Source organism: Sphingomonas ginsenosidivorax (genome assembly GCF_007995065.1).
In the GTDB taxonomy this organism is placed as follows: Bacteria; Pseudomonadota; Alphaproteobacteria; order Sphingomonadales; family Sphingomonadaceae; genus Sphingomonas; species Sphingomonas ginsenosidivorax.
In genome coordinates, this window is the sequence record NZ_VOQR01000001.1 from 1,955,690 (window position 1) to 1,967,860 (window position 12,171).

At 68.7% G+C, this 12,171-nt stretch carries 15 protein-coding genes; 11 read left to right on the forward strand and 4 right to left on the reverse strand.

Annotated features, from left to right (window positions below; all coding sequences use genetic code 11):
• Nucleotides 1–171 precede the first annotated feature (171 nt).
• Nucleotides 172–1,800 carry an FAD-binding oxidoreductase gene (locus tag FSB78_RS08850; protein ID WP_147081941.1) on the forward strand — a complete coding sequence of 543 codons (1,629 nt, stop codon included), beginning with the start codon at nt 172–174 and terminating at the stop codon, nt 1,798–1,800.
• On the opposite strand, the gene FSB78_RS08855 is transcribed toward FSB78_RS08850, so the two are convergent.
• The 3 genes from FSB78_RS08855 to FSB78_RS08865 are packed head-to-tail and all read right to left on the reverse strand — an operon-like array spanning nt 1,728 to nt 3,488.
• A complete protein-coding gene (locus tag FSB78_RS08855) occupies nt 1,728–2,036 on the reverse strand; it encodes a hypothetical protein (RefSeq protein WP_242008141.1) in 309 nt (102 codons plus the stop codon). The two genes, FSB78_RS08850 and FSB78_RS08855, sit on opposite strands and share 73 nt — an antisense overlap.
• Entirely contained in the window at nt 2,020–3,072 is a 1,053-nt protein-coding gene (locus FSB78_RS08860) for a hypothetical protein (protein ID WP_147081943.1), read from the reverse strand. Before FSB78_RS08860 ends, FSB78_RS08855 begins: the two co-directional genes overlap by 17 nt.
• A complete protein-coding gene (locus FSB78_RS08865; protein WP_147081945.1) occupies nt 3,069–3,488 on the reverse strand; it encodes a DUF4383 domain-containing protein in 420 nt (139 codons plus the stop codon). Before FSB78_RS08865 ends, FSB78_RS08860 begins: the two co-directional genes overlap by 4 nt.
• A 168-nt stretch (nt 3,489–3,656) precedes the next feature.
• Here FSB78_RS08865 and FSB78_RS08870 point away from each other — a divergent pair, with 168 nt between their 5' ends.
• Nucleotides 3,657–3,890: a hypothetical protein gene (locus tag FSB78_RS08870; RefSeq protein WP_147081947.1), complete on the forward strand. Its 234-nt coding sequence runs from the start codon at nt 3,657–3,659 to the stop codon at nt 3,888–3,890.
• Nucleotides 3,891–3,893: 3 nt separating this feature from the next.
• Here FSB78_RS08870 and FSB78_RS08875 read toward each other — a convergent pair whose 3' ends face one another.
• Nucleotides 3,894–4,613, reverse strand: coding sequence for a zinc ribbon domain-containing protein (locus tag FSB78_RS08875; RefSeq protein ID WP_147081949.1), 720 nt, complete (start codon nt 4,611–4,613; stop codon nt 3,894–3,896).
• Nucleotides 4,614–4,820: 207 nt separating this feature from the next.
• Here FSB78_RS08875 and FSB78_RS08880 point away from each other — a divergent pair, with 207 nt between their 5' ends.
• The 9 genes from FSB78_RS08880 to FSB78_RS08920 all read left to right on the forward strand — a co-directional run bounded on the left by FSB78_RS08880 (nt 4,821) and on the right by FSB78_RS08920 (nt 12,168).
• On the forward strand, nt 4,821–5,186 hold the full coding sequence (locus FSB78_RS08880) for a hypothetical protein (protein WP_147081951.1): 366 nt from the start codon (nt 4,821–4,823) through the stop codon (nt 5,184–5,186).
• 50 nt (nt 5,187–5,236) lie between these two features.
• A complete protein-coding gene (locus FSB78_RS08885; RefSeq protein ID WP_147081953.1) occupies nt 5,237–5,689 on the forward strand; it encodes a DUF5991 domain-containing protein in 453 nt (150 codons plus the stop codon).
• Nucleotides 5,690–5,785: 96 nt separating this feature from the next.
• On the forward strand, nt 5,786–6,382 hold the full coding sequence (locus FSB78_RS08890) for a TetR/AcrR family transcriptional regulator (protein WP_147081956.1): 597 nt from the start codon (nt 5,786–5,788) through the stop codon (nt 6,380–6,382).
• Nucleotides 6,383–6,402: 20 nt separating this feature from the next.
• Nucleotides 6,403–7,323 carry an NAD(P)(+) transhydrogenase (Re/Si-specific) subunit beta gene (locus tag FSB78_RS08895; RefSeq protein ID WP_147081958.1) on the forward strand — a complete coding sequence of 307 codons (921 nt, stop codon included), beginning with the start codon at nt 6,403–6,405 and terminating at the stop codon, nt 7,321–7,323.
• 113 nt (nt 7,324–7,436) lie between these two features.
• Nucleotides 7,437–8,360, forward strand: a complete 924-nt coding sequence (locus tag FSB78_RS08900; RefSeq protein WP_199743265.1) for a LysR family transcriptional regulator — start codon at nt 7,437–7,439, stop codon at nt 8,358–8,360.
• A gap of 161 nt (nt 8,361–8,521) precedes the next feature.
• Nucleotides 8,522–9,619 carry a putative urea ABC transporter substrate-binding protein gene (locus tag FSB78_RS08905; RefSeq protein WP_147081962.1) on the forward strand — a complete coding sequence of 366 codons (1,098 nt, stop codon included), beginning with the start codon at nt 8,522–8,524 and terminating at the stop codon, nt 9,617–9,619.
• A 133-nt stretch (nt 9,620–9,752) separates the two neighbouring features.
• Nucleotides 9,753–10,571: an ABC transporter permease gene (locus tag FSB78_RS08910; protein ID WP_147081964.1), complete on the forward strand. Its 819-nt coding sequence runs from the start codon at nt 9,753–9,755 to the stop codon at nt 10,569–10,571.
• Nucleotides 10,568–11,362: an ABC transporter ATP-binding protein gene (locus FSB78_RS08915; protein WP_147081966.1), complete on the forward strand. Its 795-nt coding sequence runs from the start codon at nt 10,568–10,570 to the stop codon at nt 11,360–11,362. Before FSB78_RS08910 ends, FSB78_RS08915 begins: the two co-directional genes overlap by 4 nt.
• Nucleotides 11,359–12,168: an urea amidolyase associated protein UAAP1 gene (locus FSB78_RS08920; protein WP_147081968.1), complete on the forward strand. Its 810-nt coding sequence runs from the start codon at nt 11,359–11,361 to the stop codon at nt 12,166–12,168. Before FSB78_RS08915 ends, FSB78_RS08920 begins: the two co-directional genes overlap by 4 nt.
• Nucleotides 12,169–12,171 lie beyond the last annotated feature (3 nt).

Here is a 12,171-nt window from a genome sequence, read left to right on the forward strand (position 1 = left end):
TGGGATCGCTCCCACCCGGACCACCTTATCCGTAGCATCCGGCAATGGCGGGCGATGGTCAGCCAGGCACGGTTTGCATGCCTCTGTTCAGCGGGTTAGCATCGACGCCGTGATCGACGCGGCCGTCCTCGACGGGTCATGGGCGATCAGCGTGCAGAAGGCGGGGGTCCCATGTCTCGAAGCAAATATCTGCTGGTCGGCGTCTCGGGTCTGGCGCTGGTCGCGGGTGCGGGGACGCTCTACGTCGCGCCGCTGCTCGCCGAGCCGACAGGGCCCAAGGACTGCACCGATATCCTGCCGCCCCTGCCCGCTCTAGCGGCCTCGACGACGGCGACGGTGGCCGAGCCGCGCTGGTCGCAACGTGGCGGCACGGTCAACGACGCGAGCTGCCTCAGCCGCACCGCGGTGGCCGGCGTGGTGCGCCCGCGCAGCGAAGCCGATGTCGCGACCGCGCTCGCCTATGCCCGCGCGCACCGCCTTCCCGTCTCGGCGGCGGGGGTGAAGCATTCGATGGGAGGCCAGGCGTTCCGCGCGGGCGGCATCGTGCTCGACATGCGCGGGATGCAGGCGATCCGGCTCGACGAGGCCGCGCGGACCGTCACCGTCGGCGGCGGCGCGACCTGGCACGCGATCCAGCAGGCGGTGCATCCGCGCTTCGCGGTCAAGGCGATGCAGTCGACCGACATCTTCTCGGTCGGCGGGTCGATCTCGGTCAACGCGCACGGGATGGATCATCAGGCAGGCGCGGTGATGGGCTCGCTCCGCAGCGTCCGCCTCATGCTCGCCGATGGACGGATCGTCACGGCGTCGCGCACCGAGAACGCCGATCTCTTCCGCTATGTCGTCGGCGGCTACGGCCTGTTCGGCGTCATCCTGTCCGCGGTGCTCGATGTCGTGCCGAACGACATCTACCGCTCCGAACGCCAGCTGATCGACTATCGCGCCTTCCCGGCGACGTTCGCGCGGATCGCCGCCGATCCCAGCGTCGGCCTCAGCTACGTCCACCTGTCGACCGCGCCGAAGACGCTGCTCGAAGAGGCCCTGGTCTATCAATATCGCCGCTTTCCCGAAGACCAGGCGCTGCTGCGCGCGCCGCTCGGCGAGGTCGCCTCGACCAAGGTCCGCCGCCTCACCGTCAACCTCGCCAAGAAGAACGACCTGTTCAAATCGCTCAAATGGTGGAGCGAGAAGAACATCGAGCATCGCATCGAGACCTGCACCGTCACCCGCGCGCAGGCCCAGGGGTCGGGCGAGGCATGCCTGGTCGCGCGCAACGACCCGATGCACGATTCGGTCGCCTACCTCTTCAACGACCTGCCCGGCGAGACCGACATCCTCCACGAATATTTCGTGCCGCGGGACCGGATCGTACCGTTCATCGACGGCATGCGCGGCATCTTCCGCGCGCAGGACGCCAACGTCGTCAACGCCTCGATCCGCGCGGTGGGCGTGGAGGACAATGCGCTGTCCTATGCCCCGGCGCCCGCCTTTTCGGTGGTGCTCTATCTCAACCAGCCGACGACCGCGGCGGGGACGGAGCGGATGCGGCAGCTGACCAGCGACCTGATCGACCTGACCAATCGGGAGGGCGGGCGCTTCTTCCTGCCCTATCAGCTTCACTATACGCCTGAGCAGCTCGAACGCGCCTATCCCGAGATCGGCGCGTTCTTCGCCGCGAAACGCGGCTGGGATCCGGACGGCGTGTTCAGCAACACCTGGTATGCGCGCTACGCCCCGGCCTTCGCGAAGCAGCCCGCGGCGATCCGCCCCTCGATCACCAGCGGCGCGCCCTCGGCATAGAGCCCCGCGACGAAGCCCCGATGGTCCGACCGCGCGAGCGTCGCGCCGCGGCGGATCTCGACGACGGTACCGCCCGCCGCCGCGATCGTCCGCACCGCCGCGGCGCCGTCGCCGATCACCGCGACCTGGCGCCCTGCACTCCCGACGAACGGCATCGCGACCATCACCAGCGTCCACAGGCCGAGCACGAGCGCGACGCGCGCGACGCCCCGCGCTATCCTAGTAATCATAGACATGCTCGATCTCGGCACCCGCCTTCCGCGCGGCCGCGATCCGGTCGGTCAGCGCCCTGACCGGCACCGTCACGCCGTAGCGCGACCAGCCCGCCCGGTCGCCGAGCGGCATCGCGATCGTCGCCGTCCGCGGAACCGCGCGCGTCGGCGCCCGCATAGTCATGAAGATGGTGCGATTCCCGGCAATATCCGTGACCCGGATACCCCGGTCCGCCAGCTTTCCCAGCAGGTCGGTGAACTGCGCATAGCGCGGCGCGCGGACCAGCGTGCGACCCTGCCCCGTCGCCACCACGCTCAGTCTCTGATCGACCGCCCTGACCTCCGCCGGTGCCGCGGCGACGATCATAAGCAGGCTGGTCGCGTCCGGCTGGATCGCCGCCATCGCGCCGATGCCCTTCGCATACACCGCCTTGACGCCGTACTCTGCCGAGAGCGCGATCCGCCGCTCGGGCCGTCGGACGATCGACCAGGGTCCGTGCGCCCGCCACATCCCGGCAAGCGTACCGGCGAAGTCGAACCCGTACCACGGCACCTCGTGCATGAACGCACCATAGCGTTGCTGCACGCCGGCGGCGTAGCGGTCCTCGGGGCTGTGCCACCCGCCCAGCCATTCGGTCACGCGCCCGACGGTGGCCTCCCATCCCGCCTTAACCGCCATCTCGACGGTGAAGCTGATCCCGATGATCGAGATCATCAGCTTGGCGTCGGACGCGCCGGGGCGCGCGCCCGCGATCCGGTTGATCGCGCAATAGCTTTGCCAGAACCCGGCGACGTCGGCGCCATAGTCGTACCCGCTCGGCCGCCCGCCCTTTGCGAGATAGCGGCCGAGGCTCTCGGCCGAATAGACGATGTGCCATTCGGGATAGGTCAGCCACGTCCGCGCCTCGGGCCGGCGCTGGTCCATCGGGATCGGGCTGGCGACCGCTGTTGCGGCGACCGGCGTCGCGCGGCAGCCGAGTTCGATACTGGCGACCGGCACGACCACCAGCAGGCCGACGATCGTCCCCAGGCCAGCGAGCAGGCGCCAGCGACGCTTCATGCGATCGCCGGGACGGGTCGGGCGGCGAGCCGGTATCCGACCCAGATCGCCAGCCCGCCGATCAGCAGGTGCGGCAGGTTGGCGAACACGTGCGCGTAGAGCGACTGCCGGATCGGCCCGTACAGGAAGATGCCGCCGTCGAGATACCCGCTGCCCAGGAACAGGCCCATCACCCCGTCGGCGAAATAGAGCGGACCGAACAGGCGGAAATAGGTGCGCGCCGCGTCACGCGACCACCACGCCGCGACGCCCGCCCAGACACCCGAGAAGAAGTGCAGGCTGTCGTCGTACAGGTCGAGCTTGAACAGGCCGAACAGATTGCCGTCGGGATCGTGGAACGCGGGGACATAGCCGATCGCGACGACCGCCATGAACCCGATGAAATAGAACCAGCCGTAGCGCCGTACCGCGTCCATCGCGTCTCTCCCGGATCGATGGCGCCGAGCGTGCCAGCCGGCTCCCCGGTTTTCAACCGAAAGCCCGTGCTGGGATCACCCGCATGGTGCTGATATCGTTGGCGCTGGACCAACCCCGGGATGCACCAGATGACCCGCCCGCCAGCCCCCGTTCCACCCGCCCGATCCTTGAACGCACGCGCGGGTGGCTGCCTGCTGTCGGGTCTGCTGCTCTGGCTGGAAGCCGCGATCGGCGTGGTGATCACGTCGCTGGTGGCGGAGAAGCTCGCGCCCTCGCTCGCTGCCCGCGGGTACAACCCGAAAATCGGCGAAGGCTTCCTGATCGCCTGGGGGCTCGGCGCAGTCATTGCAGTCTACCCGGTCCTCTGGATCGATCGACTGCGTCGCCGCTGGACCCGCTGACGCTCAGGTCAGCAGGCACCCCGACAGGATCGTCGTACCGCCCAGCGCGCGGACCTGGTCGCAGGCGACGCTGACGAACTGGCCCTTGGCGAGCGGCGCGAGGCGCGTGCGATAGCCTTCGGGGAATTCGACGATCATGAAATTGAACCGCGTCCGCCCTTCCAGCGAGAGCGACGGGGTGCGGCCCGGCTGGACCATCGTCGCGATCGTTCCCGATACGCGGACCGGCCCGGGATAGCGCAACGCCGCGCCCGCCGGATCGCTGTTGAACGCCGAGTCGAGCACGGCTGCCGACACGCTGGCGCCGGCGCGCGTATTGGCGCCCGCGACCGACGCAGCGTCGGACGCGTCGTCGACCGCGCGGCGATCGGCGCCCGCACGCTCCCTTGTGCCCTCCCCGTCCGCCGCGGCGACGGCCGCGCCGCCCCGCTCTGCCCGATCCGTCGCCTTGGGCGTCAGCAGCAGATAGCCGATGATCAGGACCGCCACCGCGACCAGCGCAGGCAGGATCCAGCCCGCCCCGCGTGCACCCGCCACGATCGGCTGGGCGGGTGCGGCACGGGTCGGAAAGTCGGATTGTGGCGACCGATCACCGATGGGTGCGCCCGGATCCGACGCGCGCCGGTCGGCCCCGGCCGTGGCGATGGTGACGGCAGCGCCGCAGTTCGTACAGAAGTTCGCGCCGACCGGCAGCTCGGTGCCACATTGGTTGCAGAAGGACATGGCCTACTCTCCCATTCGCAGGAACGAAGGACGCGCAACGTCCCGGAATCGTTCCCGAACCGTATCGACCGCCTGATACGACAGCCAATTCCGATTAATTGATCGCTGTTCATTTACCGTTAATTGAGCGCTGCGTAATTACCTCTTCGCGGCCAGGACCGGTCGCATCGGCGATCCTCGACCGGATCGGCAAACAGGAGAACGACGATGAAGCGCATGACCCTGATCGCAGCAGCGATCGTCGCAGCGGCCGGTGTCGCCAGCCAGCCCGCCGCCGCCTACGACCTCACCACCACCGGCCGCACCCTTGCCAGCCCGCGGCTGGCCGCCGACGTGCTGTCCGACATCGCCCGCTATTCCAAGGCGACGGGCGGATGCAGCTTCATCTTCTCGGCCGACATGCGCGTCGTCCCGGGCAGCTTCACGGCGCGCGGCGGCCATGCCGAGATCTGGACGCTCAATGCCTGCGCCGCCAAGCAGCGGTTCCGCGTCACGATGTGGCCGTCGCCCCGCGGTGGGAGCGATTATGCGGTGCAGCCGCTGACCGGTCGCATGCCCCTCCACACGCGGTGAAGCCGAATCGCTTCCGAAACGTTCCAACCCCAAGCAACGGGAGACATACCATGTTGAAGACGATCACCTCGCTCGCCGCGCTCGGCGCTGCCGCCCTCCTCGCCGCCGCGCCGGCGTCGGCGGCCCCGCTTTCCGGCTGGTACGGCAAGTTCGTATGGGAAGAGGCGCTCGGCCGGATCGGCGGCGAGGGCCGCGACGGGGTCGCGATCTTCGTGACGCATACCTTGACGCTCGGGCCCAGCGCCGGTTCGACCGGCTGCCGCATCGACGCCGAGGGATACCAGACCGATCGACACTGGAAATGCACCGCCACGCCCGAAATGGGTACGGTCATCATCAAGCTGTTCAAGCTGCGTCCGACCGATCCCGGCCGCGGCGTGTCGGGCACCCGCCTCTTCCGTATCACGCGGGGCGAGAGCGGGCTGGTGACTCGGCTGGAAAGCTATGACGCGACCAGCGACACCAGCCCCCGCAGCGGACGCCTTTTCAGCCGCGTCGGCTGACCCAGAGTGCTCATGGCGTGGTCGTCGCCCGCGGGCGACGGCCACTTGGCCCACCTCCCCACAACCCGCATCCCCAACGAAAGCCGACGCCGTATCATGGGCAGACGATCCGACCATAGCCGCGACGAACTGCGCGCGTTGATTCTCGACGCGGGTACCGCGCTCATGGCCGAAAAGGGGTTCGCCGCCTTCTCCGCGCGCGAGGTCGCCAAGCGCATCGGCTATACGATCGGGACGATCCACAACGTCTTCGGCAATGTCGATGGCCTGCTGACCGCGATCAACACCGCGACGTTCGCCGACTGGGCGGACACGCTGACCGCGAGCCTCGACACCGCCGGCGAGGACCGGATCGCGGCCCTGGTTACCGGCTATTTCGCGTTCGCGCGCGACAACCCGCACCGCTGGGCGGCAATCTACGACCACCGGCCGGCATGCGAGACGTTGACGGCCGAACAGGAGGCGACGCGGGGGCGGCTGATGCTGATCGTCGCGGCGGAGGTGGCCGGCGCACTCGGCCGGCCCGTGGATGCGACGCTCGGGACCTTCGCGCGCTCGCTCGTCGCGACCGTCCACGGTCATTGCAGTTTCGCGATCACCGGGTCCTGGGCGGCGATGGGCCAGCACGACCCCGAGAGCGTCGCGCTGAGGCGCGTGCGCGAGAGCCTTGCTGCCGAGCGGGGCCGACACTGACAGACAGATAGGAGAGCATGATGCCGACCTCGTCCGAGTTCCGCCGCCTGCATCGCCGTGCCGGCATCGACCGGTTCGCCGGGCTGCCCCCGCAGTTCGAACGCGTCGACCGCGACTGGCTGTTCCGTCGCTACGGCCATGGTCCCGCGATCCGCGTGTCCGACGACGAATATGCCGCGTTCATGCGCAACGGCGTGCGCGCGATCGTCCTGCACGGCGTCGCGCTGGTCGCGTTCGGCGCCCTGGCCTGGCTGCTGCTCGAACGCCTGCTGCCGGGGGCGGGCAATGCCTCCCACGCGATCGTCTTCGGCGTTGCCCTGTCGCTGGTCGCCTTTGCCCTCTACGGCTCGCTCCGCCATCACGCCGACGCCCCGACGCGGGCGCTGGCACATCGGCCGCCCGAACTGCCGGCACGCGATCCCGACGCGTCGATGCAGCCCGAGTATTCGACGATCGTCGTCCTCGTGCTGTTCCTGCTGTTCATGGCCGCGATCGGCACGCAGCAGCCCGCGGGCTTCTACATCGTCTTTGCCGTCGTCGCGGTCATGCTGGGCGTCTTTCTCGCGATCCGGCGCCAGCGCTTCGATCGTATCCTGACCGTGGTCCAGCGCGAACGCGTCCGCGACCAGCGGGTAGCCGCGCGCGAGGCGGAGCGGGCACGTCGCCAGCAGCCCGAGCCGCTGTGGAAAGGCGCGCTGCTGCTCGTCTTCGTCGCGATCGAGCTTGTGCTGCTGTTCGGCGGCATCCTGCTCGGCGTCGGCATCGCGCAGAAGATCGCAGGCCAGACCTCCGCGGATGCGAGCTTCGGCGTCTTCATACTCGGCTTCATCCCGGGCCTGGCATTTGGCGGCCTGCTCTTCTGGCCGCTGGAGCGCCTGTGCAAACGCTGGACCGGCTATTCCGCGGTCCACGCCTTCGACTGGATCCCGCCGAGCTGGTGAAGGCTCGCCCTCTGGGACGCGTGCCGCGCGCGCCTAGGCGTTGCGTGCTTGGGGTGCGCGGCTAAAGGTGCCGCGAACACCACAGGAAAGGCGCAGCTTTGGACGACCACGCGATGCTGCCCGACAAGACGTTCGCCAGCCGCGTCGACTGGAACCTGCTGCGCACCTTCGTCGAGATCGTCCGCGCGGGCGGCATCGGCGCGGCGGCGCGCAAGCTCAACAAGCAGCAACCGAGCATCAGCGCCGCGCTCAAGCGGCTCGAGGACCAGGTCGGGGTCCAGCTGCTCAACCGCTCCTCGACGGGCGTCGAGATGACCGCCGCGGGCACCGCGCTGCTCGGCCTGTGCGAGGACATGCTCGAGGCGGCGCGGATGGTGCCGCACCAGATCGCGCAGGCGACCAAGCGGATCGAGGGCGTCGTCCGCATCCAGCTCATCTCCGCGGTCACGTCGCGCGAGTTCGACGACGCGATTGCGAGCTTCCACCGCCGCAATCCCAACATCCACATCGAGATCCGCGTCTCGCCATGGCGCGCGGTGCTCGACGCGCTCGAACATGGCGAGGCCGAGATCGGGGTCGGCTATGACAGCAACGTCCGCGGCGGGCTGGTCTACGAACCGCTCTTCGTCGAGCGCCAGCAGGTCTATTGTTCGCGCAGCCACCCGCTGTTCGGGCACCGCGTCGCGCGTCTGGGCGAATTGAAGGACGAGGGCTTCGTCCTGACCGGCGACGACGAACTCGACACGATCACCCGACTGCGCCGCCGCTATCATCTCGGGACGAAGGTCAACGGGCTCGCCGAGGATATCAATGAGGCGAGCCGGCTGATCGCGCTGGGCGTAGGCATCGGCTTCCTGCCGGTACTCTCCGCGGCGGACGCCGTCGCGAAGGGACGCCTGTGGCCCCTGCTCCATGCGGATGCGGAGCCGTCCTACGACATCTTCCTGCTCGCCCGCGCCGAACCCTCGCGGGACACCGCGACCCAGTTGTTCCTCGACGAAGTGCTCCGCCGCCACCGTGCACAGAGCAAGGCATAGATTTTACCTATGCCTTGCATCACCATTTTACGCCTTCATCAATGACGCAGTGCGGGGCACCGTTCGGGCAAGGGGTTCTGCCCCGGTAATCGGCTTGATCCGGTCCGACACCGCGCTTTCCGGCGCAGTCGATTGGCCGATCGCAACGAAGGGGACACGGAATGCGGGGTCGACCGTGGCTCACCAGCATCGGCGCGGTAGCCGTCTTGCTGTCGCTCAACGCCTGCGGCAGCAAGCCGGCGGGGTCCGCCAACGCGGACGCCGGCACCGCCAGGACGGAGTTCAAGATCGGTTGGTCGATCTATACGGGCTGGATGCCTTGGGCCTATGCCCAGCAGACCGGCATCGTGAAGAAATGGGCCGACAAATACGGAATCGATATCCGCCTGGTCCAGGTCAACGACTATGTGGAGTCGGTGAACCAGTACGCCGCGGGCAAGCTGGACGGCGTCGTCGCCACGACGATGGACGCGCTGACCATCCCGGCGGCGGGCGGCAAGGACACCACGGTCCTGCTGATCGGCGACTATTCGAACGGCAATGACGGCGTCGTGCTCAAGAACGGCCGGACGATGGCCGACATCAAGGGTCGCTCGGTCAAGCTCGTCGAGCTGTCGGTGTCGCACTTCCTGCTCGCGCGCGGGCTCGAGCAGAGCGGGATGACGCTCGCCGACGTGAAGACGGTGAACACCGGCGACGCCGATATCGTCGGCGCATTCGCCTCGCCCGGCGTCAACGCGGTGGCGACCTGGAACCCCCAGCTCGCGACGATCCGCGCCGAGCCCGGGGCTACGCAGGTGTTCGACAGTTCGAAGATCCCCAACGAGATCCTCGACACGATGAACGTCAGCACCGAGACGCTGAAGGCCAATCCGAACCTCGGCAAGGCGCTCGCCGGCATCTGGTACGAGACGATGGCGATCATCGCGCGCGACGACTCCGCGGGCAAGGCCGCGCGCGCCGCGATGGCCAAGGCGGCGGGCACGACCCCGGCCAGTTTCGACGACCAGCTCAAGACGACGCATCTCTACGCCACCGCGAAGGATGCCGTCGCCTATGCCGAGAATCCGGACCTGATCACGGTTACCGACCGCGTCCGCCGCTTCAGCTTCGCGCACGGCCTGTTCGGACCCGGCGCCAAGTCGGTCGACGCGATCGGCATCAGCTTCGCCGGCGGCAAGGCGCTCGGCGACCAGAAGAACGTGAAGCTGCGGTTCGACCCGAGCTACATGAAGATGGCAGCGGACGGGAAGCTCTAGCCTCGCGCGGACGAGGACGAGGGAACGACGTCGGACCACCGGTTCCGACGAATGGCGCGGCGTGCCTGCGGGCCGCCCAACTTGGGACGAAGATGAACCTGCTGCCGATCCATACTGATACAGGACCAGCGCGGTGACGCGGCTGGTCGATATCCGGCTCCAGCGCGGCACGAGGCTGTTGCTGGGTGCGCTGCCGATCGTCGTGCTGCTGCTCGTCTACCTGCTCGCGTCCGAAGCGCGCCATCTCGAGAACCCGGCCGACAAGGTGCTGCCGACCTTCTCGGCGATGGCCGACGCGATCCGCGCGTTCACGACGGATCGCGATCCGAACACCGACCAGATCATCCTTGTCGCCGATACGCTCGCGAGCCTCTATCGCCTCGGCATCGGGCTTGCGATCGCGACCGTGACCGCGCTGGTGCTCGGGCTCCTGCTCGGTGTCATGCCGCTCGCCCGTGCGATCCTCGGGCCGACCATCGCGGTGATCGCCGTCATCCCGCCCGTCGCGGTACTGCCGATCCTGTTCATCGTGCTGGGCCTCGACGAGGCGTCCAAGATCGCGCTGATCGCGATCGGCATCGCGCCGTTCATGACGCGCGACCTGACCAACTTCGTCGCCGGCCTCCCCGCCGAGCAGTTCACCAAGGCGCAAACGCTGGGCGCGAACAGCTGGCAGATGACGATCCGCGTCGCGCTGCCCCAGCTGTTGCCCCGGCTGATCGAGGCGCTGCGGCTCTCGATGGGCCCCGCCTGGGTGTTCCTGATCACCGCGGAGGCGGTCGCGTCCGATGTCGGGCTCGGCTACCGCATCTTCCTGGTCCGCCGCTATTTCGCGATGGACATCATCCTCCCCTACGTCGCGTGGATCTCGCTGCTCGCGATCACGGCGGATGCGCTGCTGCTGTGGATCAGCCGGCGCGGCTTCCCCTGGGCGCACGGGGCCGGCCGATGACCCCGCTTCTCGAACTCCGCAACGTGTGGGTCGAATATGGCGAGAAGATCGTGCTCGAGCGCGTCTCGCTGTCGATCGCCGAGCGCAGCTTCGTCGCGGTGGTCGGTCCGTCGGGCGCGGGCAAGAGCACCTTCCTCCGCCTGATCCTCGGCCAGGAGGCGCCGACGCGCGGCCAGTTGCTGCTCGACGGCGTACCGATGCGCGCCGCCTGCGGCCCCGATCGCGGCGTCGTGTTCCAGCGTTACTCGGTGTTCCCGCACCTCACCGCACTCCGCAACGTGATGTTCGGGATCGAATGTGCGCAGGCGCCGTTCGCCGCCCGGCTGTTCGGTGCGCAGCGGCGCGCGGCGCGCGACACCGCGATCGAGATGCTGACCGCGGTCGGGCTCGAACACAGCCTCGACGTCTACCCCGCGCAGATGTCGGGTGGGATGCAGCAACGGCTCGCGATCGCGCAGGCGCTGGTCAAACATCCGCGCATCCTGTTGCTCGACGAGCCGTTCGGCGCGCTCGACCCCGGTATCCGCCTCGACATGCACGCGCTCATCACCCGGCTATGGGCCGAACACGGGCTGACCATCGTCATGGTGACGCACGACATCGGCGAGGCGTTCAAGCTCGGCACGCGCGTGCTCGCCTTCGACAAGCGCCGCACCGATCCGCACGCGCCGCACCGGTTCGGCGCGGCGGTCACCTACGACCTGCCGCTCGACCGCAAGACCGCGACACCCTCCGCCGAAGCCCCCTCTGCCGAGGCGCTCGCCGACCTTCTACAGAAAGATCTCGCATGACCACCAGCACCGCCGATCCGTTCGGCGCCCGCGACCACGCCCGCGCGATGACGGGCACCCGGGTCGAGGCGATGCCCACCCTCCCCGCCGCCGCATCCGACGCGCCCGGCGACATCGTCTGGGAAGAGACGATCGCGCCCGCCGGCTATGCCTCGCGCCGCATCGCGCGCGGCACGCGGCTGCGGCTCGTCGATCTCGCGGGCGACGCCTGCGCGTCGATGCTGGTCTTCAACGCCGAGACGCCGACCGAGCGGCTGAACGTCGCCGACACGCTCAAGGTGCAGTGGAACGGCTATCTCGGCGCCGGCCGGCTGCTGCTGTCCGACATGGGCCGCGTGATGATGACGATCCTCGAGGACGATGCCGGCACGCACGACGCGTTCTGCGGCGCGTCCAACGAAGCATCGAACACGCGGCTCTATGGCAGCGGCAAGAATTACGGCCCCCAGCCCAACGCGCGCGATCGCTTCATGCTCGGTGTCGCCAAGCACGGGCTCGGCCGCAAGGACGTCCACCCGTGCGTCAACTGGTTCAAGGGCGTCCGCATCGCCGAGGACGGATCGACCGATCCCCAGATCGGCCCCTTCGCGCCCGGCCGCACGCTGCTGCTGCGTGCCGAGATGGAGCTGATCGTCGTGATCGCCAACTGCCCGCACGTGCTCGACGCGCGGCCCGCCTTCACCGTCACGCCGTTGCGCGCGACTGCGTGGCGCGGCGCACCGGCATCGGAAGACGACGCGATCCGCACCGCGACGCCGGAGGGCCTGCGCGCCTTCCTCAACACCGAAGATCTGTATGCGCGCTGAAGA